Here is a 26,203-nt window from a genome sequence, read left to right on the forward strand (position 1 = left end):
GACTCGCGCGGGCCTATTCCGGCGTGACCATGACAGAACCGGTGACCATCAATCCGCGCATCATCGATGCCCTCTACAGCGAAGCGCTGGTGCTGTCGGACGAGGTGCGCGCCGCCTTCATGCTCTCGGGCCGGATCGAGAACGCCGGCCGCGAGGAAGACCTCGCGCGGATCGCGCTGTCCTGCGAGGCTTTGCGCACGACCACGCGGATGATGCACGCCATCGCCTGGCTGCTCAACCACCGCGCCTATTTCATGGGCGAACTCAGCGAATTCCAGCTGCGCCGCCACGGCCGCCTCTCGCCCGACGCCGCCGGCGGCGAGCCCGAGCGGCTGGCGCTGCTCGATCCCGAGATCCGCGTGCTGATCGGCGCGACCGAGCGCTTCTATGCGCGGCTGATGCGGCTCGACAACGGCTGGCGCGATCACGACGCCCAGGCCCCGAGCGCGATCGCCGCGCTACGCGAGCGGATCCGGGCGGCGAGCCGTTAGGCCATCCTCCCCGGGAACGGGGAGGGGGACCGCCCGCGCAGCGGGTGGTGGAGGGGGCTCTCCTTCCGAAGCTGCGTTTCGTCGAGAACCCCCTCCGTCACGCGCTCCGCGCGCGCCACCTCCCCGTCACCGGGGAGGATAAAGCCCTCACACCTTCGCCAGCGCTTCCTGCCACAGCTCCAGCCTTGCCGCCTGCGCGCCCTCGTCCAGCGCCGGCTCGAACCGCCGCACCGTGCCGCGCATCGCCGCGGCCGCCTCGTCGAGCGAGCCGAACAGTCCCGCGCCCAGCCCCGCGAGCATGGCCGCGCCCAGCGCCGTGGTCTCGACGAAGTCGGGTCGCTCGACCGGCAGTGCGAGCATGTCGGCGAGGTCCTGCGCGATCCAGTCGTTGGCGCTCATGCCGCCGTCGATGCGCAGCGCGGTCCAGCGCGCGCCGTCCCGGGCGAAGGCCTCGGCCAGGTCGTGCGTCTGCAGCGCCATCGCCTCGAGCGCGGCGCGCACGACGTGGGCCTTGGTCGTGGCGAAGCTCGCGCCGGTGATCGCCCCGCGCGCCTCGGGCCGCCAGTGCGGCGCGCCCAATCCCGAGAGCGCGGGGACGATGACCAGCCCGCCGCTGTCGGGCACCGATCGCGCGAGCGCCTCGGTCTCCTGCGCGCTGGCGATCAGCCCCAGCGCATCGCGCAGCCACTGGATCAGCGACCCCGCGACGAAGACCGAGCCTTCGAGCGCATAGGTCCGCTGCCCTGCGACCTGGCACAGCACGGTCCCGAGCAGGCGATTGGCGGAACGCGGCACCGCGCTGCCCATATTGGCGAGCACGAAAGCGCCGGTGCCGTAGGTCGCCTTGGTTTCGCCCGGCGCCAGGCAGGCCTGGCCCAGAGTCGCCGACTGCTGATCGCCAACCATTCCGGTGAGTGGGATTTCATCACCGAACCATTCCGCCAGGGTCGTGCCGATCGCGCCGCAATTGTCGACCACTTCGGGCAGCGCCGCCAGCGGCACGCCGAACAGGTCGCAGAGCCCGGCGTCCCAGGTGCTGCCGTTTTTTGCAAGGGCCAGCGGCAGCAGGCTCGTGCGGCTGGCATTGGTCGCGTCGCTGACGTGCGCGCCGCCGGTCAACTTGAAGGCCAGCCAGGATTCGACCGTGCCCAGCGCCAGCCGCCCGGCCTCGGCGGCGGCGCGGACTTCGGGCACCTGGTCGATCAGCCAGCGCATCTTGGTCGCCGAGAAATAGGGATCGAGCAGCAGCCCGGTCGCCGCCTGGACCGTGGCCTCGTGCCCGGCCTCGCGTAGCGCCGCGCAGGTCTCGGCGGTGCGCCGATCCTGCCAGACCAGCGCGCGCGCCAGCGGCGCGCCGCTCGCGCGGTCCCAGGCGACCACGGTCTCGCGCTGGTTGGTGATGCCGAGGCAGGCGACGCGGCCGCCCCCTTGCTCGGAAATCCGGCCGAGCACCTCGCGCGCGCAGGCGAGCGTCGCGTCCCAGATCTCGCCGGCGTCGTGCTCGACCCAGCCGGGCTGCGGATAGAACTGCGTCAGCGCCCGCTGCACGAGCGCACACTGCCGGCCCGTGCGGTCGAACACCATGGCGCGGGTCGAGGTGGTGCCGGCGTCGAGCACGAGGATCAGGTCGTCGGTCTTGGTCATGAGGCCTGCTCCCGTTTCGTTGTCGCGGAGCGTTTCAGCATCCCTTGCGGTGTTAGGCCAGGCTTTCTCGCGACCAGAGGCGGAGGTGTTTGATTTACGCCAGTAGAGTGGCCCCGATTGCCGGTGATCCTCTTCGCCCCATCCCGCTTGTGCCCTACCCTTCTCACCCGTCATCCCCGCGAAGGCGGGGATCCATCGCCGGCGTTTCCTCGATCGCTGCCGTGGTGTTGGCCGCCAACTCGGGAGATGGATCCCCGCCTTCGCGGGGATGACGGGAATGGGAGGGTTGCGGGAGTTCGGTGCGGCAGAATGTAAATGGCATCGAGTAACTTCAAAATTTAACCCATATGGACAAATTTCATTTGAAATGTAGGAATGTTCTTATCATGTTCCCTGCGAGTCTGGGAGCATTAACATGCCAATTGGCCCTATTGCCGAGAACAAATCCGCAAATCGTCTTGCGTTCGATCACTACCTGCGAACGGGGCAACGATTGACCACCGCTCAGTGGCTTGAGCGCGTCGAGCGCAAGTTCAATCCCTATCACGACGAACTGGGGCGGTTCACCTCTGCTCCGGGCGTGACGGTAAGTTGGGGTGCAAGTGCTGCTGCACGCCACAGTCAGTCCTCAGAACGCTCACGGGCGGGCCGGCGTCCCATGCAGGCAGGGCCTCGGCTGCCTGCCTCGGGCAGTCCCAGCCATCAGAACGGTTCGACGCCCAGTGCGCCGGGGCGTGTCGATGCCGGGTTCGGAAGTGAGTTCGTTCGTGATCGTACGTCTCAGGCTGGCAATGCCGACACCTACTTCGAATTGAACAAGCGGCAGGCGGGTCTCAATCGCTTGCGTGAGGCGGCGGGGGCGAACCCGAGTGCGGCAGTTCGGGCCGATCTGGACGATTTTCAGGCCCGATTGGATGCCAATCGGGTATTGTTGAATCATAGGTCCAAGGTTGCCGACAAAGAGATCGTCAAGGCTTTCCGCAAGGTCAATCCGGTAATCGACGTGGGGGCCGCAACCGTCAATGTTATACAGGGCGATGCCGACCTTGATGACGCAATATCGTTAGCAAGTAACGTTCCGATTCTCGGGGCGGGCAAGTTTGTTGCCGGTGCGGTCGTAGGTGGGGTGGTGAGAGGGGCGCGGATTGCCAAGCCATTCGCCACCTCCAAAGTCACCAAGGATACCGTCCTGAAGGTTGTCGATGGGGTCGTGCAGCGGGGTGGGGCCCACCGGCATGTTAGAGGTGTAGCCGGATACGAATCGCATCATATCCCAGGAGATGCAGTGACCTCCTTGTCGCGTGGAGATGGTCCTACAATCGCCATGACCAAGGAAGATCACCGTAAAATTCTGACATCCTTGAAAACCAAGGAGGCAGATCAATTCCGTGCGGCGCAGAGAGATTTAATTGCGAAGGGTGATTTTAGAGCGGCCATGCAGATGGATATTGATCTCGTGCGAAAGGAGTTTGGCTCAAGATACGATGACGGAATTGAACAAATGCTTCAATATAGTCGAGAAAGGGGGTTGATAAAATGATATTTAAAATTTCCCCTCTGCTGGGGGTAAACGATATAAAATTCGGAATGTCGATAGATGAGGTTAGGGCGCGGTTGGCGGCCGAATTTCATACGTTCAATCGTAATTTGGGGATTGGTGGTAAGGAGGATTTTCTTCCGACCGACAGCTATCAAGATCTGGGTTTTTTCTGCCATTTCACCTCGGGAGGATTTTTGGAGGCAATGGACTTTTTCCCTCCCTCTCGACCAATGCTGGAAGGGGTGGAACTGATTGGCATGCCCGTGGAGGAAGGGACTTTGCTTCTAAAACGTTTGGATCCGGCGGTGGCGATCGACAGTGACGGAGTAACCTCTGATCGTCTTAGCCTTGGCTTCCGTGAAGATATGGAAGCAGACGAAGACGATCCCCGCGTCGGCAGCTTCTTTGTGGGACGCTTGGGGTACTATTAGCCGTCCCCAAGGTTCCACCCACCCTCGACAACCCCAGCCCATCGCCCCATATCGCACCCCATGGAATTCCCCGCCAAACCCTGGCCCGTCGGCACGGCCGAGGAACTCGAGCCGCTGGTGCGCCGCGTGCTCGCCGCCAATCCTTCGGCCTTCACCTTCACCGGCACGCAGAGCTACGTCGTCGGTAGCGGCAGCGAGGTCGCGGTGATCGATCCGGGGCCGCTCGAGGACGATCACCTCGCGGCGCTGCTCGCGGCGATCGGCACGGCCCGGCTGGTCGCGATCGTCTGCACGCATACCCACAAGGACCATTCGCCCGCCGCCGCGCCCTTGAAGGCGCTGACCGGGGCGCCGATCGTCGGCTGCGCGCCGCTGGTGCTCTCGGACGACGGCCCGCGCTCCGACGCGAGCTTCGATCCCGACTATGCGCCCGACCGCGTGCTGGCCGATGGCGAAAGCATTTCGGGCGAGGGCTGGACCCTGACCGCGGTGGCGACGCCGGGGCATACCTCGAACCACCTGTGCTTCGCGCTCGAGGAGAGCGGGGCGCTGTTCACCGGCGATCACGTCATGGGCTGGTCGACCTCGGTGGTCTCGCCCCCCGACGGCGACATGACCGCCTATATGGCGAGCCTCGCCAAGCTCCACGACCGCGCCGACAGCGTCTATTACCCGGCGCACGGCCCGGCGGTGACCAAGCCGCGCCAGCTCGTGCGCGGGATGATCGGCCATCGCCGCCAGCGCGAGAACCAGATCGTCCGCCAGATCGAGGGCGGCACGCACAAGATCGCCGAAATGGTGCCGGCGATGTACAAGGGCGTCGACCCGCGGCTCTGGCCCGCGGCCGAGCGTTCGGTGCTCGCCCATCTGATCGACCTGGAACGCCGCGGGCGAGTCGTCCGTTCTGACCAGACATGGACGATCGCCGCCTGAACCCGCCCGACACTTCCCGACCGCAGCCTGCGCGCCCACCTGCTCGGGCCGCGGCGCTGCCCTGGCTGCTCTTCGTCGTCGCACTGGCCCTCGCGGTGTGGCTGGCCTGGGGCGCCTATGGCCCCCGGCCCGCGGGCGATCCGCTGGCGACGACCTTGACCGCTTTCGAGAAGCAGAACCGGCTGACCGTGTTCTCGGCGCAGCTCTCGCCCGTGGTGTCGAACGACGACGAGCAGGTGTTCGGCCTGATCAAGTCGCGCCAGGTCGCGGTAATCCCGACGCGGGTCGACTATACGATCGACCTCTCGGCGATGAACCGCGATCGGCTGACCTGGAATCCGCAAGCGAAGCGCATGGACGTGCGGTTGCCGGGCTTGCAGATCGGCCGGCCCAACCTCGACGAGGGCCGCGCGCAATATCTGCGCGAGGGCGTGTGGATCACCCAGGGCGCGCAGGCGCGGCTGACCAAGGCCAACACCCAACTCGCCGAGCGCCAGGCCGCGGCCGAGGCGGCGAACCCCGTGCTGATGGGCCTCGCCCGCGCCGCCGCCAAGGAGGCGGTGCGGCAGAACCTGGCGATCCCGCTCCAGGTCGCGGGCTTCGGCGCGGTGACGGTCGAAGTGCGCTTCGACGGCGAGCCCGCGCCGGGCTGAAAGCCCTCCCAGTAAGCCCTTCCTCGCCGGCCCGGTCTGCGGTAATATCCGCGGCACATTTGGGGTTGGGGGACTTCATCATGGCAACGCTCGCGCCGGTAACGGCGGTCGATCAATCGTTCTGGCAGAAGATGATGATCGGCATCGCCGCGTTCATCGTCTTCGGTTTCGTGCAGTTCGCCTTGCGCGGCTTCGTTCAGCCCGCGCTGGCGCCGATCCACGTCCACCTGCACGGGCTGGTCATGCTGTGCTGGCTGGCGCTGTCGGTGACCCAGGCCACCTTGATCCAGCGCGACAACCTGGCGCTGCACCGGCGGCTCGGCTGGATCGGCGTGCTGCTGGCCGCGGCGGTGGTCGTCACCGGGTCCTATGCCGGACTCCATGCGATCACGGCCGGGCGCCAGCCGCCGTTCTTCTCGCCGCCCTACTTCCTCGCGCTGACCCAGATCGGCCTGGCCTTCTTCGCGGCGCTGATCGCCTTCGCGGTGGCGCGGCGGCGGCAGACCGAATGGCATCGCCGGCTGATGCTGGGCGCGCTGATCATGATCATGGAGCCGGCGCTGGGGCGGATCCTGCCGATGCCTTTCATCATGCCCTGGGGCGAATGGCTGGTGCTGGCGGTGCAGCTCGGCGTCTTCGCGATCGTCGTGCGCCACGATCGCAAGGTGCTCGGCCACGTCCATCAGGCAACCCTGGCGGCGATGCTGGCGGTGACCTTGTCGCACGTCGTGGTCGAGACGGTGGCGCGGATCCCGGCCTGGATCGCGCTGGCCGAGGGGATGGTCACCGTCTGACTCGTTTGCTCATTGGGGCGATTTTCTCCTTGGGAACTGGCGGCGCAGTCCCTATCTGCGCGGCAAAGATCCGAGGGATGAAAAGCTTCCGATGACCGTGCAAAACGTCAATCTGACCGGCCTGGACCTGCGCGCCGAAATCGATCGCCTGCGCGTGGAGCGCAAGGCCGTGATCCTCGCGCACTATTACCAGAAGCCCGAGATCCAGGACCTGGCGGACTTCGTCGGGGATTCGCTCGAGCTCAGCCGCAAGGCGGCGGCGACCGATGCCGAGGTGATCGCCTTCTGCGGCGTCAAGTTCATGGCCGATACCGCCAAGATCCTGAGCCCCGAGAAGATCGTTGTCCTGCCCGATCTCGACGCCGGCTGCTCCCTCGAGGATTCGTGCCCGCCCGAAAAGTTCAAGGCCTTCCGCGAGGCGCATCCCGATCACATCGCGCTGACCTACATCAACTGCTCGACCGAGGTGAAGGCGCTCAGCGATATCATCGTCACCTCGTCGAGCGCCGAGACGATCCTCTCGCAGATCCCGTCCGAGCAGAAGATCATCTTCGGCCCCGACCGGCACCTCGGCGGTTACCTCAGCCGCAAGTTCAACCGCGAAATGCTGCTGTGGCCGGGCGTCTGCATCGTCCATGAGGCTTTCAGCGAGCGCGAACTGCTCAAGCTCAAGGGCGAGCATCCCGAAGCGCCGATCGCCGCGCATCCCGAGTGCCCGCCGCACATCATCGACCATGCCGACTATGTCGGCTCGACCAGCGGCATCCTGCAATATGCCAAGACGATGGAAGGCGACACGCTGATCGTCGCGACCGAGCCGCACATCATCCATCAGATGGAAAAGGCGCTGCCGGGCAAGACCTTCATCGGCGCGCCGGGTGCCGACGGCAACTGCAACTGCAACATCTGCCCCTACATGGCGCTCAACACCATGGAGAAGCTCTACCTCGCGCTGCGCGATCTCCAGCCGCGGATCGAGATCGAGGAAGGCCTGCGCCTCGCCGCGAAGAAGAGCCTCGACGCCATGCTCGAGATGGCCAGCGGCACCCTGGGCAAGGGCGATCTCGGCGCGCGGAGCTGACATTGTTGTGAATTTGCCACAGTCTATGTTGTGGTGGCGTCAGTTAATGAGAGTCGATTGCATTAGCATCGACTGAAGGCTAGGCGGCGCTCCTGATTTCCAGGGGTTGCCTGCCATGCTTCGTTCGTCGTTCCTCGTCTCTTCCGCGCTGCTCGCGATCGTCGCTTCGCCGGCCTTCGCCGAGGATGCGCCCGACGAGACCATCATCGTCACCGCCGCGCGCACCGCGCTGCCGCTCAACGCGCTGCCGCTGACCGTCGACGTGATCGGCCGCGACGTGCTCGACCAGCAGATGACGATCGGCGGTTCGGTGACCGACGCGGTCGCGACCCTGACGCCCTCGTTCTCGCCGACGCGGCAGAAGCTTTCGGGTGCGGGCGAGACCCTGCGCGGGCGTTCGCCGCTCTATGCGATCAACGGCATCCCGCAGTCGACCCCGCTGCGCGACGGCAGCCGCGACGGCTTCACCATCGACGGCTTCTTCATCGACCGCGTCGAGCTGATCTTCGGCTCGAACGCGCTGCAGGGCATCGGCGGCACCGGCGGCATCGTCAACCAGGTGACCGTCGGCGCGCCGCAGGAAGAGGGCCTGTCGGGCCGCACCCTGCTCCAGGCGACCGCCGACAACGGCTTCACCGGCGACGGCATCGGCTACAAGGCCGGCGGCCTGCTGCAGTACAAGGCGGGTGCCTTCGACATGACCGTGGGCGCGGTCTACGAGAAGCGCGGTGTGTTCTACGACGGCCAGGATCGTCGCGTCGGGCTCAACCTGACGCAGGGCGAGACGCAGGATTCGAAGACGACGAACGTCTTCGCGCGCCTCGGCTACCAGGTCACGCCGAGCGGCCGCCTCGACCTGATCGCCAGCCGCTTCGAGATGAAGGTCGACGGCGATTTCGTGCCGCTGGCGGGCAATCGCACGACCGGCGTCCCGACCAGCGCCGTCGCGGGCACGCCGCCGGGCAAGCCGGCCGCCAATCGCACCGAAAGCGTCTCGCTGACCTATACCGACAGCGACGTCGCTGGCGGCAACCTGATGGCGCAGGTGTTCTTCAACCGCAGCCGCGATACCTTCGGCGGTGAGGTCGTCACTCAGGCGACCTTCCAGGATCCGGCGATCGCGCCGATCGGCACGCTGTTCGACCAGTCGCAGAACCGCTCGCGCAAGCTCGGCGCCAAGTTCAGCTACGAGCGTACCTTCCTCGACGCGCTGACCACGACGATCGGCTTCGACGCGCTGTTCGACAAGACCGAGCAGGCGCTGATCGCCACGGGCCGCGTCTGGGTGCCGCCCAGCGATTTCCGCAGCCTCGCGCCGTTCGGCCAGGCCAACCTCAAGCTGTTCGACGGCAAGCTGCGCCTCGCCGGCGGCGTGCGCTGGGAGAACGTCGAGATCAAGATCGACGATTTCCGCACCCTGGCTTCGACGACGGCGGTCGGCACCAATCCGGCGACCTTCGGTGGCGTGGCCGTCTCGGGCGGCAAGCCCAAGTTCAGCGATGCGCTGATCAACGGCGGCGTCATCATCGAGCCCTGGGCCGGTATCCGCGCCTATGCCTCCTATGCCGAGGGCTTCACCGTGCCGGACATCGGCCGCATTACCCGCGCGATCAACACGACCGGCATCGACATCGACAACTACCTCGACATCGAGCCGATCGTTTCGAACAACCGCGAGATCGGCGTCGAAGTGAAGCGCGGGCCGCTCGACGCTTCGGCTACCTATTTCTGGTCGTCGAGCGACAAGGGACAGCTGCTGATCCAGGGCACCGACCGCAACTTCGACGTCCAGCGCCAGCGGGTCGAGATCGAGGGCATCGAGATCAACCTGCGCACCGAGACCCCGATCGACGGCCTCAAGCTCGGCGTCGGCTATGCCCACATCAAGGGCCGCTTCGACAGCGACGCCACCCGCAACGCGCCCGACGGGATCGTCGATACCGATCTCGACGGCGTGAACATCTCGCCCGACCGCGTGAATCTCTCGGCGACCTTCAACAAGGGGCCGATCTCGGCGGTGCTGCAGTCGCAGTTCTACCTGTCGCGCACCTTCAACGCCGATGCCGGCAAGCCGCGCCCCGATCAGCGCAACAACTTCGGCGGCTACAACGTCACCGACGCGTCGATCCGCTACCAGACCGAAGGTCTCGGCGGGCTGACCTTGAGCGTGCAGAACCTGTTCGACAAATTCTACATCGACTATTCGAGCGATACGCGCCTGCCGACCGACAACCTCGCCTTCTTCGCGGGCCGCGGCCGGACCTTCACGCTGTCGTGGGACTACAGGTTCTAAGGGGGCTTTCCTGAAGACTCTCGACCTCCTCCATCGCTGGATCGGCGGGCTGCTCGGGCTGGTGCTCGCGCTGCTCGGCCTGTCGGGCGCGATCCTCGTGCACGAGGACGCCTGGATCATGCTGCCGCACGCCGGCGATGCGCGGATCGCCGATACGGCGCAGATCGCGACGACGGTCGAGCGGCTCATGGCCGATCCGGCGGCGCGTCCGCGCAGCATCAATTTCGCGAGCGACGAGTTCGGCCTGCACCGGCTGTCGTTCAAGGGCGATGCCGGCGCCTATGTCGACCAGGCGGGCAATCTGGTCACGCGCTGGTCGAGCCAGTGGGAGCGGCCCGAGCTGTGGCTGTTCGATTTCCACCACCACCTCTTCGCCGGCGACACCGGCGAGATCGTGGTCGGCCTGGCCGGGCTCGCCGGCGTGTTCTTCGCGATCAGCGGTGTGTTCCTGTGGTGGCGCACGCGCAAGACCTTCGAATTCCGCCTCTGGCCCAAGCGCATGAGCCGGCCGGCGATCGTGCGCCAGCATCGCGATCTCGGCATCCTGGTCGCGCCGCTGGTCCTGCTCGTGACCTATACCGGCGCATCGATGGTGTTCCGCCCGGTCTCGGCGCTGGCGCTCGGTCCTTCGGCTCCGGCCATGATCGCGAAAGCGGGGAAGGCGCCGAAGGTCGACAAGACCAAGCTGGCGGATAACCCCGACTGGCGGGCGATCATCCGGGCGGCGCACGCGCGGTTCCCGGACGCCCAGTTGCGCACGCTCGGCCTGCCGCGCCAGGGCAACGGCCTGATCACCCTGCGCATGAAGCAGCCCGACGAATGGCTGCCCAATGGCCGCACCATGCTCTACTTCGCCGCCGACACCGGCAAGCTTGTCGAAGCGCGCGACGCGCTGGCGCAGCCGGCCGTAGTGCGCGGCTACTACACCTTCTATCCGCTTCACGCGGCGAAGATCGGCGGGCTGTTCTATCGCCTGGTGATGACCGCCGTCGGCCTGGCGCTGGTGGTGCTCGGCAGCCTTGCGGTTTGGAGCTTCTGGTTCCGCCGCGGAACCGTGGGCCCGCGGATTTCCTAACTCTCGGCGATCGCCCGCAAGGTTGTGGTGATCAGTTCGCGCTTCTTGGGATCACGCGTGACCTCGAGCATGGCGCTGAGGCTGCCGCGCGCGGCATCGACGTTCTGGAGCTGCAGCTGGAGCCTTGCGAGTTCCCACCAGGCATCGCCGTTGTCGGGCGCGAACAGGGTCATGCGTTCGTAGAGCGCCATCGCCCGCAGCGGATCGCCGCCGCGCTCGGCGCGCGTCGCCTGGTTGAGCAGCAGGCGCACCAGGGTGGCGCGGTTCGACATCGGCGCGACGTGCTGCGGGCCCGGCTTGCCGTCGGGGCCGAGCGCGCCTTCGAGCATCGCCGCGAGACGGTCGGCGGGGACGGGCTCGCCGTCGTGGAACGGGTCGATCAGATAGGGCGTCTCGTCGCCGAGGCGCACGAGGACGTGGCCGGGGGTGTTGGTGACGAAGGCGGGCCAGCCCATGCGGCGCGCAGCAGCGACGTAGAGCAGCGCGAGGCTGACGGGCAGGCCGCGCTTGCGATCGAGCACGCGGATCAGATCGGCGTTGAGCGGCGCGTCGTAGCTGTCGGAATCGCCGGTAAAGCCGAACTCGTCGTGGAACACCTGGGCCAGCGCCTCGCCCTGTTCGGCCGGCGTATCGGCGGCGGTGAAAGCGGAGAGGCGATCGCCGATGTCGTCGAGCATCGCGTAGTAGGGTTCGAGCGCGATCCCGTCGTGATCGAGTTCGCTGAGAAGCAGGGCGGCATTGTCGAGTTCGATCTCTTCGTCGTCGAGCAGGCCGAGCGTGGCAATTTCGGATTCCATGGCCGATATATGGCCCTGCCGGGCGCGCTGCGCCAGTCCGGCTCGATTTCGCACAGTTTGATGCTGCAATAAAATTGTAACATTGAACGGATTGGGGCAACGGCGCGTTCAAGGGACTCGAAGTCCGCACGGGAAAACCGCATCCGCCAGATTGCCGCCTTGCCCTATCGCACCGAAGGATCCGCGCTCGACGCGTCGGTGCGGATTCTGCTGATCACCTCTCGCGGCACGGGGCGGTGGGTGATTCCCAAGGGCAACGTGCCCACGGGCGTCGCGCCGCATGCGGCGGCGGCGCTCGAGGCCGAGGAAGAGGCGGGCATCGCCGGATCGGTCTGCCCGATCCCGCTCGGCTCCTATCGCTATCGCAAGCGGCGCAACAACGGCGCCTCGCTGATGGTCGATGTCGACGTGTTTCCGCTCGCGGTGACCGACGAACTCGATCGTTGGAAGGAACAGGGCCAGCGCGAACGCCGCTGGTTCACATTGCCCGAGGCGGCGGAGGCGGTCGACGAGACCGACCTGCGCGATCTCATGCGCTCCTTCGCGTCATCGGAATTCAAGGCAGCGGCCAGGCGCACGGGCGTGTTCCACCTCGTCGCGCAAAAATCCAAGGTGAGTAACATGTTCGCGTGGTTCCAGCGGCTTCTGCCGAAAACCGGCAATTTTTTCGATATGTTCGAGGCGCACGGGGTGACGATCGTCGCCGCCGCCGATGCTCTGGCACGACTGTTCCAGGGCGGCGGCGCGCGCGCCGATCACATCCGCGAAATCCACGAGCGCGAGCATGACGCGGACAACATCATCCGCGAAGTGCTGCAGACCGTGCGCAAGACCTTCCTCACGCCGTTCGACCGCGGCGCGATCACCAGCCTGATCGGGGCGATGGACGACGCCGTCGACGAGATGAACGCGGCCGCCGGCGCCGTGTCGCTCTACGACTTCGCCGATTTCAGCGAAGAGATGCGCGACATGACCGCGATCATCGTCGATGCCGCGCGCGTCACCGCCGAGGCGCTGCCGCTGCTGCGCGACGTCGCGCGCAACGGCCCGCGACTGCACGAGCTGACCGAGCGCCTCGTGCGCATGGAAGGCCATGCCGACGAGATCCACGACGCCGGCCTGAAGAAGGCCTTCGCCCAGTGCGGCGAGAACGAGACCTTGAAGTTCATCGTCGTGCGCGAGATCTACAAGCATCTCGAGCGCATCGTCGACGCGCTCGAGGACGTCGCCAACGAGATCGACGGCATCGTGATCGATCACGCATGACGCACGAGTTGGCGTTCCCGCTGCTCGTCGGGCTGATCCTCGTCGCGCTGGCGTTCGATTTCCTCAACGGCCTCCACGACGCGGCGAACTCGATCGCGACCGTCGTTGCGACCAAGCTGCTGAGCCCGGTCAAGGCGGTGATCTTCGCTGCCGTGTTCAACTTCGCCGCCTATTTCCTGTCGATCATCTTTCCGGCGCTGCACAAGGTGGCCGAGACGATCGGCTCGGGGCTGATCGAGCAGCACCTGGTCACGCCCGGCGTGGTGTTCGGCGCGCTGATCGGGGCGATGTTCTGGAACGTCGTCACCTGGCTCAAGGGCATCCCCTCGTCGTCGAGCCATGCGCTGATCGGCGGGCTGATCGGTGCGGGCACGGCCCATGCCGGTATCGAGGGCATCCAGTGGTCGGGCCTCAACAAGACCCTGCTCGCGATCGTGCTGTCGCCGGTGCTCGGCATGATCCTGTCGATGTTCATCATGCTGCTGACCTCGTGGATTTTCCGCAATTCGACCTCGCGCGCGGCCGAAAGCTCGTTCCGCTTCCTCCACCTGTTCTCCTCGGCCGCCTATTCGCTGAGCCACGGGCTCAACGACGCGCAGAAGACGATGGGCATCATCACCGTGCTGCTCTACTCGACCGGCTACCTCTCGGGTAAGTTCGAGGTGCCGCACTGGGTGGCGATCTCGTGTTACGTCGCGATCGCGCTGGGCACGATGTCGGGCGGCTGGAAGATCATCGAGACGATGGGCAGCCGCATCACCAAGCTGTCGCAGCACCAGGGCTTCGCCGCTTCGACCGGCGGCTCGATCATGGTCTTCTCGGCCTCGCTGCTGGGCATTCCGGTCTCGACCACGCACACGATCACGGGCTGCGTGATCGGCGCGGGCACCGCCAAGCGCGCCTCGGCGATCCGCTGGGGTGTGGCGCAGAGCGTGGTGGTCGCCTGGGTCATCACGATCCCGGCTTCGGCTGCGGTGGGTGCGGCGTTCTACCTGCTGACGCGGGTGTTCTGATCCTCCCCGGTACGGGGAGGTGGCAGCCCGTAGGGCTGACGGAGGGGGTTATCCGGCAAGCACAGCCTTAGCCGAGAGCCCCCTCCACCACGCCGCTTCGCGTCGCGGTCCCCCTCCCCGTGCCGGGGAGGATTACCTCAAAACACCGCCTTCGCGGTCGGTTCCTGCATCATCGCCTTGCGCACCAGCGGCACCGGCGGGCCGCCGTAGCTGAGGAACTGGTCGTGGAACGCCTTCCACGACGAACGCCCGCCGTGCTTGGCGGTCCAGTCGGCGCGCAGCTTGCGAATCATCAGCTTGCCCAGGGTGTAGTTCAGATAGGCCGGGTCGTAGGTCCCGCGCGCTGCCTGCTGCTCGGCCGTGCCCGCGCCCTGGTAGCATTCCTTGCGGAACATCTCGTCCGATTGCGCCTGGGTCATCGTGCCGCTGTGCAGCCCGATCGCCGAGAGATAGCGGCAGTTGCGCAGCAGTGCGTTCGAGATCTGGCCGACGCGCGTGCCCGCCGCGCCGCCGTCGAGTCCGGCCTCGACCATCATCTCCTCGCTGTAATGCGCCCAGCCTTCGGCGAAGGCGTAGCCGACGAACAGGCGGCCGACCTGCGAGGGCGTGCGGTTCGAGTGGAGGAACTGGAGGAAGTGCCCGGGCATGACCTCGTGGACCGAAGTGAACAGCAGGTCTTTCTCGCCGGGGATGTATTCCAGCTGCTTTTCCTTCGACCAGGCCGGATCGGGCGGCGAGATGTAGTAGATCGAGGGAATGCCCTTCTCGAGCGGTCCGGCGGGATCGATGTAGGCGCTGTTCTGGCGGTTGTAGGGCGGCGATTCGCGCACCAGCGCCTGCTCGGTGCCGGGGATCGTCACGAGGTCGTGCTGGCGGACGAACTTGGTCAGGTCGGGGATCTGCCGCGTCGCCGCCGCCACCGGGCCTTCCTGGGGCTTGTCGGCGTTGAGCTTGTCGAAGCAGGCGATGATCGTCGCGCCGGGTGCGAACTGGCCGCAGGCGGTCTTGAGCGCATCCTGGTTGCGCTTGAGATCGGCGCGGCCGACGCGGGTGAGTTCGGCCAGCGGCACGTCGACACCCTCGGTCGCCTTGACCATCCGGGCGAAGCGCGCGGCGCCGAGCGCGAAGCTGCCTTCGGGCGCGGCGGGCTGGGCCTTGAGCCAGTCGGCCAGGTCCTTCATCGCCTGACCCGCGGCTTCCGACGTCTCGCGGAACCTCGCCTGCAGCGCGGGATCGGCAACGTCGGCGAAGGCCGCGCGGGCATCACCGCGATAGTAGTCGGCGAATCCGCCGAAGCCGGCGACGCCGTACTTGATGAAGCTGGCCGGCAGCGGCTTGTTGAGGTTCGCGCGGATGGCCCGCGCACCCGCGGGGATCGTTTCGAAGAAGGCGATCATCGCCTTCATCCGCGTCGGCTTGTCGGCATAGTCGCGGCTGACGTAGACGTTGGGATCGAGCCCGCCGCCGACGTAGAAGGCCGGATTGCTGTGCGGCTGGTCGGCATCGACCAGCCAGAACAGCTTGCCCTCGAAGACCTGCACCAGATAGTCGCGCTCGAAGGCTTCGGCGCCGGTCAGGCCGCTATAGGCCTTCGCGCCGGCGATCGCCCGGCGGTAGAAGTCGGCGCTGGCCTTGAGCCCGGCCTCGCTCCAGTCGGGCATCTTGCCGTCGTACTGATGCGCGCCCTGGTAGACCGCATCGGCGGGTGAGATCGCCATCCAGTCGGCGATGGTCTTCTCGACATAGGCCTTCCAGGCGAGCGAGGGCTGGGGCGTCGTCTTCGTCTGCGTGGCGGGCGTGGCCGCGAAAGCGGGGCCGGCCAGGCCCGTGGCCAGCGCCAGTCCTGCGAGGCCCGAAAGCAAGGTGCGATTCATCGTGAGATCCTTCCCGGGGAGGCGGTTTCCTGCTTACATCTGTGTCATTCCGCCCCGAAGGTCCAGCCCTCGGTCCGCGCGATTCCCGGCGTAAGTCCTTCGGGCGCCCAGAGTTCCGCGCGGGTGCCGTGGCGGCGCAGCCAGGCGGCGGTGATCAGCGCGTCGCTCTTGTGATCGTCGATCCCGCCTTCGCCGGGAACGGGCCGGCTATCGAGCGCGGCGAGCGCCTGGTTCAGTTCCGCGAAGGTGCGGATCTTCGATCGCCCGGCGCTCCGGCCCGCGGCCATCGCCGCGATCGTCGTGTAGATTTCGACGAGGACCGAGCCGCTCGCGGGCAGCGGATCGATCGGCCAGACGGGCAGGTCGCCCTGCAGCCGGTGCAGCAGTCGCATGCCCGACAGGCTGGACTTGCCGACCTGTGCGGCGCCGACGAGGTTGAAATTGCTGTAGGGCTTGCAGCCCATCGCCTGCTGCGCGAGCTCGGCTACGCGGAAGCGGCCTCTGCCGCCCCCGAACAAGTCGCCCTCGCGCCCGCCGTGGCGACGGAAATGACGGGCGATCTCGGGATGATCGACGAAGCTGGATACGGACAGATGCAGATCGTCGGCGCAAGTGCTGTCGATCAGCGCCCATAGCGCGCGGGCATCGGCGGGGCTCTCCGACCAACCGGGAAAGAAGGCGTCGCGATCGGCGAAGGCGAGCGAGATGCCGAGATCCATCCCGACGAGCGTGTCGGCAGGCATATCCTCGGTCAGCCAGGCCAGCACTTCGGGCCGCGACCAGCGATGGCCGGGGCGTACCAATTCGGGTGCAGCGTTGCCCGCGGCACAGATCGCCAGGGCTATCCCCTTGTGCCTCTCTCCGGCGGCACCCGACCAATCGATAGCCGCGAAGTGGCGGAAGCGCGCCGTCACTCCCCGCGCCGCTTGGCGCGCAGCTTGTCCCAATAGGCCATGCGCTCGATCACCTGGCGCTCGAAGCCGCGCTCGACCGGTTGGTAGAAGGCCTGCGGCGCCATCTCTTCGGGCCAGTAGTTCGCGCCCGAGAAGCCCTCTTCGGCATCGTGGTCGTAGGCATAGTCCTTGCCGTAGCCGATCTGCTTCATCAGCTTGGTCGGCGCGTTGAGGATGTTCTGCGGCGGCATCAGCGAGCCGGTTTCCTTGGCGCTGCGCCAGGCGGCCTTCTGCGCGACATAGGCTGCGTTCGATTTGGGCGCGGTCGCCAGATAGAGGCAGGCCTGCGCGATCGCGACCTCGCCCTCGGGCGATCCCAGGAACTCGTAGGCCTGCTTGGCAGCGAGGCATTGGACGAGCGCTTCGGGATCGGCGAGGCCGACGTCCTCGCTGGCGAAGCGCACCAGACGGCGCAGCACGTAGAGCGGTTCCTCGCCCGCGGTCAGCATCCGCGCCAGGTAATAGAGCGCGGCCTGCGGGTCCGATCCGCGCAAGCTCTTGTGCAGCGCGGAGATCAGGTTGTAGTGCCCCTCGCGGTCCTTGTCGTAGACCGCGACGCGGCGCTGGAGGAAGGCGCCGAGCCCCGCCGGATCGAGCGGTTCCGTGATCTTCGCGGCGTAGAGCGTCTCGGCCTGGTTGAGCAGGAAGCGTCCGTCGCCATCGGCCGACTGGATCAGCGCCTCACGCGCCTCGGGGGTGATCGGCAGCGGGCCTTCGAGTGCCTCGGCCTTGTCGAGCAGGCGGCCGAGGGCATCGGCGTCGAGCCGGCGCAGGATCAGCACCTGCGCGCGGCTGAGCAGAGCCGCGTTGAGTTCGAAGCTCGGGTTCTCGGTCGTCGCGCCGACCAGGGTCACCGTGCCCTTCTCGACGAAGGGCAGGAACCCGTCCTGCTGCGCGCGATTGAACCGGTGGATCTCGTCGACGAACAGCAAGGTGCGCTGGCCGGCCCTGGCGGCAACCTCGGCTTCGGCGAAGGCCTTCTTGAGATCGGCGACACCGGAAAAGACCGCGCTGATCGCGACGAAGCGCATACCCACCGAATCGGCGAGCAGCCGCGCGGTGGAGGTCTTGCCCGTGCCCGGCGGTCCCCAGAGGATCATCGACGACAGGCGGCCCGCCGCTACCATCCGCCCGATCGCGCCCTCGGGGCCGGTGATATGCTCCTGCCCGACCACTTCGGACAGGTCGCGCGGGCGCAGCCGATCGGCCAGCGGGGCGTCGGGAGCAGGTTCGTCGGTGCGGGGCTGGGCGGGCATGTCGCCCGCGAAGAGATCGGCCATGGGCCTATCTAGGAACAATCGCGCGGCTTTGCACCGCTCCTGTGATATGCTGCACTCCTGTGTCAAATCGTTGCTGCGTGTACGGCGCGATTGACGAAGCCGACATCCGGGAAGAGAGCCGGAGCGGCGTGGGAGAGGAAGCGAAGCGATTGGCCAGGCTGCAACCTAGGCGGCTGTCAGCATATGCGGCGCTGCTCCTGCTTGTCGTCGGCGTGATCCAGCTCGTGGGCAGCCTGCTGTTCTACCAGGCGATCGACAAGCAGACCCTGCGCGAGGACCACGCCCGCCGTATCGCCGAACTGCTGGTGGTCAGCGACCGCGTCTATCTGCGCGACGGGACCCTGGCCGCGGCGATCATGACCTCGCGGCACTTGCGGATCGCCGTGGCGGCGCGGCCGACCGTGCCGCATTCGCAGGAATCGCTGGTGCCGATCGCCCAGCAGATCGTCGCCTGGGAGCCAGGGCTCGCCAAGCGCCCGCTGCACCTGTCGCTGCTGCGCGAGCGCGGCGGCCGGCAGCATCTGGTCGGCTCGATGCAGGTGGCCGACGGCGCCTGGCTCAACTTCCAGTCGCACGACATCTCGACGATGTGGCCGATCGCATTGAGCGCCATGGTCATGACCCTGCTGACTTTTGCCGCCTGTCTCGGCGTCGGCCTGATTGCGATCCGCCTGCTGACCCAGCCGCTGCGGCGCATGTCCGAAGCGGCCGAGGCGATCGGCCAGGGGCGGCGCGTGACCATTCGCGAGAACGGCCCCGCCGACCTGCGCGATCTCGCCCATGCGATGAACGAGATGCAGGATCGTATCGCCAAGCTCATGGAGGATCAGGCCAAGTCGTTCGAGGCGATCAGCCACGACCTGCGCACGCCGCTGGCGCGACAGAAGGTCGCAGCCGGGCTGATCGCGGACGCCGAGATCCGCGAGATCGTCGAGGACAGCGCCGACGAGATGGAAGCGCTGCTCCAGTCACTCCAGCAGTTCCTGCGCGCGCAACACCTGACGGCGCAGCCCGAACTGGTCGATCTGGGCGCGGCGGTGCGCGATCTGGTCGCGCCCTATGGCGACAAGGTGCGGCTCACCGTGCCGAACCATGCGCAACTGCGCACCTATCGCGAGCCGCTGTTGCTGGCGCTGCGCGCGCTGATCGAGAACGCCAGCCGCTTTGCCGATCAGGCCGAGGTGGTGGTCGATCGCGACGGTCGCGACTGGATCATCGCGATCAGCGACGACGGCCCCGGCATTCCGCCCGATCATTTCGAGGACGTGCTGGCGCCGTTCTTCCGGCTCGATGACGCGCGCCGGCGGACCACCGCGGGCTTCGGCCTGGGCATTCCCACGGCGCACCTGCTGCTGCGCCGTTTCGGCGGAGAGCTGTCGTTCCTGTCGGGCGCCTCGGGCGGCCTCACCGTCTGCGTGAAAGTGCCGCGCGCCGACTAGGTGGTTTGCCTCAGAGGCCCGCGCGTGTATCTGCGCGGCCATGATCGCCCGCGAACTGCTCGGCACCGCACAGGTGCCCGATGGCGAAGAGCTGCAGCTCTTCCGTCACGACAAGGACTTCATGATCACGCTCAAGCGCTCGGACCTGATGTCCACGCGCATGAGCGGTTCGGAAAAGGCGCTGGCGACGATGACGGTCGAGCGGCTGGGCGGGCGCAAGTCGCCGCACCTGCTGATCGGCGGCTATGGCATGGGCTTCACCCTGCGCGCCGCGCTCGAAGTGCTCGATGCCGGCGCGCGCGCCACAGTGGCCGAGATCGTGCCCGAGATCATCGAATGGGCGCGCGGGCCGATGGCCGAACTGACCGCGGGCTGCCTCGACGATCCGCGCGTGACCTTGCTGCAGGCTGACGTCGCGCTGATCATCGACGGCGGCGATGAGGATTACGATGCGATCCTGCTCGACGTCGACAACGGCCCCGAAGGCATCACGCGCGAGGCCAACGACCGGATCTATTCCAAGCGCGGGCTCAAGGTCGCGCGGCAGGCGCTGACGCCGGGCGGCATCCTCGCGGTATGGTCCTCGCACGCCGATCCCAAATTCGCGCGGCGACTGGCCGACTCCGGCTTCGAGGTGACCGAACGGGCGGTGCGCGCGCGCGACAACGGCAAGGGCGCCAAGCACGTCATCTGGTTCGCCAAGAAGGTCTAGCTCTAGGGTTCAGCTCTCGCGTTCTGCGAGCCATTCGACCAGCGCGGCCAGGCAGTCGCGCCCGAGCAGGCGACTGCGCTCGGGGCTCCAGCCCTGGGCCGGATCGGGCAGGTCTTCGTTGTCCTTGAACGGCATTTCCAGGGTCATCGCCACGGCGCCGAAGCGGTGGGCGAGCTGGTTGGTCGACATCGCCAGGTTGGCTTTGCCCGGCGCGGTCACCGGATAGCCGCGCTTCATCTGGAAGTCGGGCGTGCGCCGCGTCAGGATCTCGCGGTAGCGATGATAGCCGGCGAGCTGGTCGTCCTTGATCGACGGGATGCCTTCGAAGCCCGCGAGGAACACCGCGGCGATCGCCTCGTCGCCGTGGACATCCATCGAGAAATCGACGCCGCTTTCGTCCATCGCCGTCAGCAGCGCGACGACCTCGGGCGAACGCTCGGCCGTGGGATTGTCCCACTCGCGGTTGAGGTTCACACCCACGGCATTGGTGCGCAGGTGGCCGCGGCGCGAGCCGTCGGGATTGGCATTGGGTACGACGTGGAGCCGGCACTTGTTGCGCAGCACGCGGCCGAACGGATCGGCGGGATCGGTCAGCGCCTCGAGCGCGCCTTCCATCCACCATTCGGCCATCGATTCGCCCGGATGCTGGCGTGCGTAGAGCCAGACCTGTGTCGGGCCTTCGCCCATCTCGAGGCAGTCGATCGGCTGGCCGTCGAGGCTGTAGCCGAGGCAGCGATAGTCGACGCCCTCGCTCGCCGCCGCGGCGGCGACGAGATCGTGGTGCCGTTCCATCGAATAGGGGGCGAAATAGGCGAACCAGCAGACGTCGCTTTCGGGCGTATGGCGGATCGTCAGCGTGCCGCCGTCGAGCCGTTCGTCCCAGCTCGTCTCGGCGCGGCCCCAGTATTGGCGATCTTCGGACACTGCGGCGCGATAGCCGGGCCAGCCCATCGGATAGGCGGCCTCGGCCAGGCCCGAGAGGCGTAGCTGCAGCTCGCGTCCCTTGCCGCCGGTCACGCGGAAGTGGAACCACTGGAAGAAATCCGAATCGCGGTCGCGCCGGATGTTCAGCACGGCCTTGGTGCCGGCTATCTGCAGGACCTCGATGTTGCCGGAATCGAACGCGCTGCTGATCTGGATGTCGGTCATTTCACCTGGATAGTTTCGCCCGAGCGCCCGGGGAAGCCCTTGAACAGCGCTTCGCTCATCTTCGCGGCGCCGAGCTGGCTGCCCGCGAGCGGCGACTTGGCGGTGACGGTGAAGGCCGCGCGGCCTTCCCACAGCGACTGACCGCTCGCGCGATCCTTGATCGTCACCGCGAGTTCGGTCTCGACCGCATCAGCGGGCGGGCCCGACAGGTCGAAGCCGATGCCCAGGCCGACGCCCGAACCGTAGCTGCCGGCCGATCCGCCGACGCCGACCGATACCGGGCCGCGGTTGCGCTCGGGGCGGTAGGTCTGGCGCTGCAGTTTCACGAGCGCGATCTGGCTGCCGCTGCCGGCCGCCTGTTCGCCATAGCCGAGCAGGGTGAGCTGGCGCCCGACCGCGGCGGCATAGGTGCGCCATTCGAGACTGTCGGCGACCATGCCCGGCGCGGGTTCGACCGCGATCGTGCCGCGCGTCAGGCCGGCCGGATTGGGCGCGACGAAGCGCGTCACTTCGACGGGGCCGACCGGCGCGACGCAGCCCGACAGGGCGAGCGTCACGAGGGCGGCGAGGCTGAGCGGCTTGATCATCACGACGTCAGATGTGCGGCCTGCGGCGCGCGAGCGCAAGAGCGTGCTCATCCGCCCAGTTTCGGCGAATCGCTGGCGCGCGGGAAGCCGTCGAACAGCGCTTCGGCGAGGCGGGCGGCGATCGCCTGCTCGCCCCATTTGTCGTCGCCCTCGCGGGTGGCGACTTCGGCGCGGCCTTCCCACAGGACGGTATTGGTTGCGCGGTCGCGGATGCGCGCTTCGAGCTTGGTCGAGACCAGCGGCGGCAGCGGCTTCGACAGGTCGACGTTGACCGCGAGGCCATAGGCCGTGCCGCGGTTGCCGACCGAGACCGCCGCCTCGCCGCTGACCGGGCTGCGCTTGGCCTCGGCAGGCTGGAGCACGGTGCGCGTGACGGTGAGTTCGGCGAGCTGGCCACCGGCCTGGCCTGCGCTCTGGCCTGTCTGGGTGGTGTCGTAACCCGCATGGACCAGCTGATCGACCACGGCGGCCTCATAGGCGGCGCGGTTGCCTTGCGGCACATAGTCCTGCCCCTGGGTGCCCGAGGCGACCGCAATCGCGCCATGGCCCAGCGCCTGGGCGGCATCGCCCTCGGCGACGAAGCGTGCGACCTGGACCCGGCCTTCGTCGCTGCGGCGGCTTTCGAGCGAGCGCGGAGTGGGGCGGGCGCTGTCCCAGCCGGGGCGATCCCAGCGAGACTGGCCCCAGCCCGGTCCGTCCCAGCCGCCGGGGCGCGCCATGGCTGTCGCCGGGGCGGCGGCAGCGGCCAGGACGGTGAGGAGGACGAATATCGATCGATCGCGCATAGAGGCTCCAACAAGCGACGTTGCCTTCCCCGTCGTCTGCGCTAGGACCGGCTCGCTTGCCAGCGCATGAACGCGCCGAAAAGCACGTCCGGGGCCGGGCTTCCGCTTGACTTCGAGCGATTCGCCCCCTAACGGCCCGGCTTCGATTTTCGGGCGGCACGCGCCCTTGGAAGAGATAGTCATGAAGATTCGCAACAGCCTCAAGTCGCTCAAGGACCGCCACCGGGACAACCGCGTGATCCGCCGTCGTGGCCGGACCTATGTGATCAACAAGACCAACCGCCGCTTCAAGGCGCGTCAGGGCTGATCCATCGATGCTGATGGCCGTCGGCCCCTTGGCCGGCGACCTCGCATAGCTCCAGCCCGCTTCCCCATTGCGCGAAGCCGGTATCGGACGCGGGATGGGGAAGCGGGCTGGTGCCGCTTCCGGACCGGGAACGCGACTCATGAGCCTATCGAGCGGACCGATCGAGGCCGTCGTCTTCGACGTCGGCAAGGTGCTGTTCCAGTGGGACCTGCGCTGCCTGTTCGAGAAGCTGATCGACGATCGGGCCGAGCTCGACTGGTTCCTCGCCAACGTCGTCACGGTCGAGTGGCACTTCGAGCATGACGCGGGCCGTCTGCTTGCCGACATGGCCGCCGAGCGCACCGCGCTGTTCCCCGACCACGGCGAACTCATCCAGGCCTATACCACCCGCTTCAACGAGAGCATTCCCGGCCCCGTGCCCGGCAGCCTCGAACTGGTCGAGGCGCTCGATGTGGCCGGCGTGCCGCTCTACGCGATCACCAATTTCGGCGATGAGTTCTGGCAGGTCTTCCGGCCGACCCAGCCGGTGTTCGACCGCTTCCGCGACGTCGTCGTCTCGGGTGTCGAGAAGCTGGTGAAGCCCGATCCGGCGATCTACGCGCTTGCCGCCAAGCGCTTCGGCCATGCGCCCGAGGCCATGCTGTTCATCGACGACAATCGCGACAACATCGAGAGCGCGCGCGCCTGCGGCTGGCAGGCGCACCATTTCCACGACGCCGAGACGCTCGCCGCCGACTTGCGTGCGCGCGGCCTGATCGCCTGATACGAAAAGGCCCCCGCGAGGCGGGGGCCTTACCAGAGCCGGGGGCTCGGGACGGGGAGGGGGAAGGGCCGTCCCGGCTTGGGGGGATCAGCTCTGGCCGTTACAGCGCGACAGATCCTCGCTCGACAGCTCGCCCGCGGGCGAGGTGAAGCGGGCGATCGGGCCGAAAGTCTTGGCGACGCGCTGGCACACCAAAATCGGCCGCGAGCCGTCGGCCGGTGCGGCGCAGCTCGCGCCCGCGCATTTCCACAGGACACCACCGACGATCGCCTGACGCGGCGCTTCGAGCGGATTGGTCAGCGCCACGACGTTGCTGCCGCCGCGTGCCGCCGCCTGGGCCGGTCCGTGGCTCGCCAGCGTGGCGACGAGCGCCAGCTTCGCCGCGACGAGGCCGGTCGCGGCCAGTGCCTTCAATTTCGTGCGCATCGGAGGTTCCCTAAACCAGTTGCGATTCGCAACCTATGATATTAGGTTTTAAGTTGCAACTAGAAATGTATTTTGCGCGGCGCATCTCGCGCGAAATCGGGTAAGGGTCTGTCTGAATGACGAAATTGCGCGAACCGTTGGAAGTCGGCGCCTGCGGGCTGCCCCTGGCTCTCGAAGTGATGGGGGAGCGCTGGTCGTTCATGATCCTGCGCGCCGCCTTCAATGGCGTCTGCCATTTCGAGGAATTCCTCGGCGTGCTGGGCATCGCCCGCAACATCCTGTCGAACCGCCTGGTCAAGCTGGTCGAGCACGAGATCATGCGCCGCGAGCCGTGCCCCGAGGATCGCCGCAAGGTCGAATACAAGCTGACCGAGAAGGGCGTGGACCTGCTGCCGGCCATGCTCGCGCTGCGCCAGTGGGGTGAGAAGCACGGGCTCGGCGTGCCGTCGAACCCGGTGCTCGTCGACAAGCGCGATCACCAGCCGATCGGCCAGATCACCATTCGCGGTCACGACGATCGCGTGCTCGGCTGGCACGAGCTCCAGTGGCAGGATCGCTCCGAACTCGGCGCGGAAGCGGCCTGCGCCGGCCCGGCCCTGAGCGAACTGCCGGGCTGGCGCCGCGACTAGGCGGGCTGGGCCATGGCCATGCCGGTCCTGACGCGGCGGCGCGTGACCACGCGCATCAGGGTATACTGGATCAGGAACAGCACGACCTTGCTCGCCAGCGAATAGGTCGACATGACCGCGGCCCAGGTCAGCGTCGGCAGTTGCAGCGCGAGCACGATGTTGAGCACGGCCGAGAAGAACATCAGTCCGGCCCAGACATAGCCGAACAGCTTCACCAGATCGGCCGAATGCTGCTGGACGATCTCGGGCAGGTAGCGGGTCATCCAGCCGGGCTTGAGCATGACCACGCCGACGATCACGTAGACCAGGCTCGGCTTGATCATCAGGAAGCGCGCATCGTGGGTGAACAGGCCGAGCGTGCCGAAGCCCAGGACCATGAACAGCCCCATCCACTGCATCGTATCGACCGGACGCTTGCGAAGGAACTGCCAAGCGATCTGGCCCACGCCGAAGGCCATGCCGAGCACGATCGCCAGGGTCACGCTGTGCGTGATCGCCAGCAAGGCCGCAAAGACCAGGGTCGCGGCGAAATCGGCGATGAGGAACGAGGCGGCAGAAAGCAGCGACTTCACGGAAGATCCTTTCGGGTGGCGCGGTCGAACAGGTCCGCGAGTTCGGTGGCATAGGCGGCCAGGTCGAGCCTGGGATCGCGCGCGAGAGCGGGGGTGACGCCGTTGATCGCCTGGATCACGGTCGTGACCATGACCGGCACCGCAAATGCGCGGAATTCTCCGGTCTTCTGGCCCCATTCCAGCACGCGGCTGAGGCCTTCGCTGCGCCCGAGTGTCACGTTCGGGTCGAAGCGCGGGGCGCCGTCGGGCTTCGGGCCGGCGTGAGTGATGTTCATCATGGCGAGGACGTTGCTCGGGCTCGTCGCGATGTAGTCGACGCTGGCAATCAGGAAGGTGCGCAGCGCTTCGGTCGCGGAGGTGCAGCGCATTACCTTGGGGCGTACCCAGGCCTCGCCGGCATCGAAAACGTGCGCGGCCACTTCGGCGATCAGATCGTCCTTGCCCGCGAAATAGTACGAGATGACGCCCGCGCTGATGCCCGCGCGCTTGGCGATCCGCGCCAGCGAAGCCTGCGCGAAGCCGAGTTCGGCGATCGTCGCGACGGCCTGATCGATGATCTGCGCACGCCGGGCCGTCTCGATGAAGCTGCGGGCGGGTTGATCGCTAGAATCAATTTTTGATTGCATGATCAAATTTTAGATCAGCAGATCAAATCTGCAAGCGAAAATGTTCGGGTGGGCCGATTGGCTTCTTGGGGACAACCTTAAACTACGAGT

General features: G+C 67.0%; 27 protein-coding genes. 16 read left to right on the forward strand and 11 right to left on the reverse strand.

The annotated features are described in order from the left end of the window. The first annotated feature begins 29 nt into the window (after positions 1 to 29). Positions 30 to 491, forward strand: a complete 462-nt coding sequence (locus OLX23_RS10790) for a DUF1465 family protein (protein ID WP_264445677.1) — start codon at positions 30 to 32, stop codon at positions 489 to 491. A 147-nt stretch (positions 492 to 638) separates the two neighbouring features. Here the strand turns inward: OLX23_RS10790 and glpK are convergent, their stop codons facing one another. After that, a complete protein-coding gene (gene glpK, locus OLX23_RS10795) occupies positions 639 to 2,135 on the reverse strand; it encodes a glycerol kinase GlpK (protein ID WP_264445000.1) in 1,497 nt (498 codons plus the stop codon). A 415-nt stretch (positions 2,136 to 2,550) separates the two neighbouring features. Here glpK and OLX23_RS10800 point away from each other — a divergent pair, with 415 nt between their 5' ends. From OLX23_RS10800 to OLX23_RS10835, 8 genes are all read left to right on the forward strand, one after another. Continuing rightward, the gene (locus OLX23_RS10800; RefSeq protein WP_264445001.1) at positions 2,551 to 3,675 is read left to right on the forward strand and encodes a hypothetical protein; all 1,125 of its coding nucleotides are present in this window, start codon (positions 2,551 to 2,553) and stop codon (positions 3,673 to 3,675) included. Beyond that, positions 3,672 to 4,106 carry a hypothetical protein gene (locus OLX23_RS10805; protein ID WP_264445002.1) on the forward strand — a complete coding sequence of 145 codons (435 nt, stop codon included), beginning with the start codon at positions 3,672 to 3,674 and terminating at the stop codon, positions 4,104 to 4,106. The genes OLX23_RS10800 and OLX23_RS10805 overlap by 4 nt, the downstream gene beginning before the upstream one ends. A gap of 60 nt (positions 4,107 to 4,166) precedes the next feature. Further along, entirely contained in the window at positions 4,167 to 5,039 is an 873-nt protein-coding gene (locus OLX23_RS10810) for an MBL fold metallo-hydrolase (protein WP_264445003.1), read from the forward strand. Continuing rightward, a complete protein-coding gene (locus OLX23_RS10815; RefSeq protein WP_264445004.1) occupies positions 5,021 to 5,692 on the forward strand; it encodes a DUF4230 domain-containing protein in 672 nt (223 codons plus the stop codon). Before OLX23_RS10810 ends, OLX23_RS10815 begins: the two co-directional genes overlap by 19 nt. A gap of 80 nt (positions 5,693 to 5,772) precedes the next feature. Beyond that, entirely contained in the window at positions 5,773 to 6,486 is a 714-nt protein-coding gene (locus OLX23_RS10820; protein ID WP_264445005.1) for a hypothetical protein, read from the forward strand. A gap of 91 nt (positions 6,487 to 6,577) precedes the next feature. Then, entirely contained in the window at positions 6,578 to 7,567 is a 990-nt protein-coding gene (gene nadA / locus OLX23_RS10825) for a quinolinate synthase NadA (protein ID WP_264445006.1), read from the forward strand. 115 nt (positions 7,568 to 7,682) lie between these two features. After that, complete coding sequence (locus OLX23_RS10830; RefSeq protein ID WP_264445007.1) at positions 7,683 to 9,860, forward strand: TonB-dependent receptor; 2,178 nt, start codon at positions 7,683 to 7,685, stop codon at positions 9,858 to 9,860. A gap of 10 nt (positions 9,861 to 9,870) precedes the next feature. Then, on the forward strand, positions 9,871 to 10,935 hold the full coding sequence (locus OLX23_RS10835) for a PepSY-associated TM helix domain-containing protein (protein ID WP_264445678.1): 1,065 nt from the start codon (positions 9,871 to 9,873) through the stop codon (positions 10,933 to 10,935). Here the strand turns inward: OLX23_RS10835 and OLX23_RS10840 are convergent. Further along, positions 10,932 to 11,732: a SirB1 family protein gene (locus OLX23_RS10840; RefSeq protein WP_264445008.1), complete on the reverse strand. Its 801-nt coding sequence runs from the start codon at positions 11,730 to 11,732 to the stop codon at positions 10,932 to 10,934. The genes OLX23_RS10835 and OLX23_RS10840 overlap by 4 nt on opposite strands. Positions 11,733 to 11,891: 159 nt before the next feature. Between OLX23_RS10840 and OLX23_RS10845 the strand changes: the two genes are divergently transcribed. Next, positions 11,892 to 12,998, forward strand: a complete 1,107-nt coding sequence (locus OLX23_RS10845; protein WP_264445009.1) for a DUF47 family protein — start codon at positions 11,892 to 11,894, stop codon at positions 12,996 to 12,998. After that, a complete protein-coding gene (locus tag OLX23_RS10850) occupies positions 12,995 to 14,011 on the forward strand; it encodes an inorganic phosphate transporter (RefSeq protein WP_264445010.1) in 1,017 nt (338 codons plus the stop codon). Before OLX23_RS10845 ends, OLX23_RS10850 begins: the two co-directional genes overlap by 4 nt. Before the next feature lie 137 nt (positions 14,012 to 14,148). On the opposite strand, the gene OLX23_RS10855 is transcribed toward OLX23_RS10850, so the two are convergent. From OLX23_RS10855 to OLX23_RS10865, 3 genes are read right to left on the reverse strand one after another with little or no spacing between them, the layout of a single operon-like run. Beyond that, complete coding sequence (locus OLX23_RS10855) at positions 14,149 to 15,885, reverse strand: DUF885 domain-containing protein (protein ID WP_264445011.1); 1,737 nt, start codon at positions 15,883 to 15,885, stop codon at positions 14,149 to 14,151. A 44-nt stretch (positions 15,886 to 15,929) separates the two neighbouring features. Further along, positions 15,930 to 16,799 (reverse strand): hypothetical protein, encoded by an 870-nt coding sequence (locus OLX23_RS10860; RefSeq protein ID WP_264445012.1) that lies wholly within the window; start codon positions 16,797 to 16,799, stop codon positions 15,930 to 15,932. Next, positions 16,796 to 18,118, reverse strand: a complete 1,323-nt coding sequence (locus tag OLX23_RS10865) for a replication-associated recombination protein A (protein WP_264445013.1) — start codon at positions 18,116 to 18,118, stop codon at positions 16,796 to 16,798. The genes OLX23_RS10860 and OLX23_RS10865 overlap by 4 nt, the downstream gene beginning before the upstream one ends. Before the next feature lie 149 nt (positions 18,119 to 18,267). On the opposite strand from OLX23_RS10865, the gene OLX23_RS10870 reads away from it, so the two are divergent. Beyond that, positions 18,268 to 19,557 carry a sensor histidine kinase gene (locus OLX23_RS10870; RefSeq protein WP_264445014.1) on the forward strand — a complete coding sequence of 430 codons (1,290 nt, stop codon included), beginning with the start codon at positions 18,268 to 18,270 and terminating at the stop codon, positions 19,555 to 19,557. Between the two features lie 40 nt (positions 19,558 to 19,597). After that, positions 19,598 to 20,269 carry a spermidine synthase gene (locus tag OLX23_RS10875; protein WP_264445015.1) on the forward strand — a complete coding sequence of 224 codons (672 nt, stop codon included), beginning with the start codon at positions 19,598 to 19,600 and terminating at the stop codon, positions 20,267 to 20,269. Between the two features lie 9 nt (positions 20,270 to 20,278). Here OLX23_RS10875 and OLX23_RS10880 read toward each other — a convergent pair whose 3' ends face one another. Genes OLX23_RS10880 through OLX23_RS10890 form a run of 3 tightly spaced genes read right to left on the reverse strand, consistent with a single transcriptional unit; the run spans position 20,279 to position 22,790 of the window. Continuing rightward, positions 20,279 to 21,418 carry a M14-type cytosolic carboxypeptidase gene (locus OLX23_RS10880; RefSeq protein ID WP_264445016.1) on the reverse strand — a complete coding sequence of 380 codons (1,140 nt, stop codon included), beginning with the start codon at positions 21,416 to 21,418 and terminating at the stop codon, positions 20,279 to 20,281. Beyond that, positions 21,415 to 22,056: a DUF4136 domain-containing protein gene (locus OLX23_RS10885; RefSeq protein ID WP_319641311.1), complete on the reverse strand. Its 642-nt coding sequence runs from the start codon at positions 22,054 to 22,056 to the stop codon at positions 21,415 to 21,417. The genes OLX23_RS10880 and OLX23_RS10885 overlap by 4 nt, the downstream gene beginning before the upstream one ends. Then, positions 22,053 to 22,790 (reverse strand): hypothetical protein, encoded by a 738-nt coding sequence (locus OLX23_RS10890; RefSeq protein WP_264445017.1) that lies wholly within the window; start codon positions 22,788 to 22,790, stop codon positions 22,053 to 22,055. Before OLX23_RS10890 ends, OLX23_RS10885 begins: the two co-directional genes overlap by 4 nt. Positions 22,791 to 22,971: 181 nt before the next feature. Between OLX23_RS10890 and ykgO the strand changes: the two genes are divergently transcribed. Together ykgO and OLX23_RS10900 are read left to right on the forward strand one after the other, a co-directional pair. Then, positions 22,972 to 23,097: a type B 50S ribosomal protein L36 gene (gene ykgO, locus OLX23_RS10895; protein WP_003046794.1), complete on the forward strand. Its 126-nt coding sequence runs from the start codon at positions 22,972 to 22,974 to the stop codon at positions 23,095 to 23,097. A 139-nt stretch (positions 23,098 to 23,236) separates the two neighbouring features. Further along, positions 23,237 to 23,860, forward strand: a complete 624-nt coding sequence (locus OLX23_RS10900; protein WP_264445018.1) for an HAD family hydrolase — start codon at positions 23,237 to 23,239, stop codon at positions 23,858 to 23,860. 87 nt (positions 23,861 to 23,947) lie between these two features. Here OLX23_RS10900 and OLX23_RS10905 read toward each other — a convergent pair whose 3' ends face one another. After that, entirely contained in the window at positions 23,948 to 24,286 is a 339-nt protein-coding gene (locus OLX23_RS10905; RefSeq protein WP_264445019.1) for a CC_3452 family protein, read from the reverse strand. A gap of 116 nt (positions 24,287 to 24,402) precedes the next feature. On the opposite strand from OLX23_RS10905, the gene OLX23_RS10910 reads away from it, so the two are divergent. Further along, entirely contained in the window at positions 24,403 to 24,915 is a 513-nt protein-coding gene (locus tag OLX23_RS10910; protein WP_264445020.1) for a winged helix-turn-helix transcriptional regulator, read from the forward strand. Here OLX23_RS10910 and OLX23_RS10915 read toward each other — a convergent pair. Together OLX23_RS10915 and OLX23_RS10920 are read right to left on the reverse strand one after the other, a co-directional pair. Continuing rightward, complete coding sequence (locus OLX23_RS10915) at positions 24,912 to 25,487, reverse strand: inner membrane-spanning protein YciB (RefSeq protein ID WP_264445021.1); 576 nt, start codon at positions 25,485 to 25,487, stop codon at positions 24,912 to 24,914. The two genes, OLX23_RS10910 and OLX23_RS10915, sit on opposite strands and share 4 nt — an antisense overlap. Then, positions 25,484 to 26,113 carry a TetR/AcrR family transcriptional regulator gene (locus tag OLX23_RS10920; protein WP_264445022.1) on the reverse strand — a complete coding sequence of 210 codons (630 nt, stop codon included), beginning with the start codon at positions 26,111 to 26,113 and terminating at the stop codon, positions 25,484 to 25,486. The genes OLX23_RS10915 and OLX23_RS10920 overlap by 4 nt, the downstream gene beginning before the upstream one ends. Between the last annotated feature and the right edge of the window lie 90 nt (positions 26,114 to 26,203).

This window comes from Novosphingobium sp. JCM 18896, from assembly GCF_025938095.1.
GTDB lineage: Bacteria > Pseudomonadota > Alphaproteobacteria > Sphingomonadales > Sphingomonadaceae > Novosphingobium.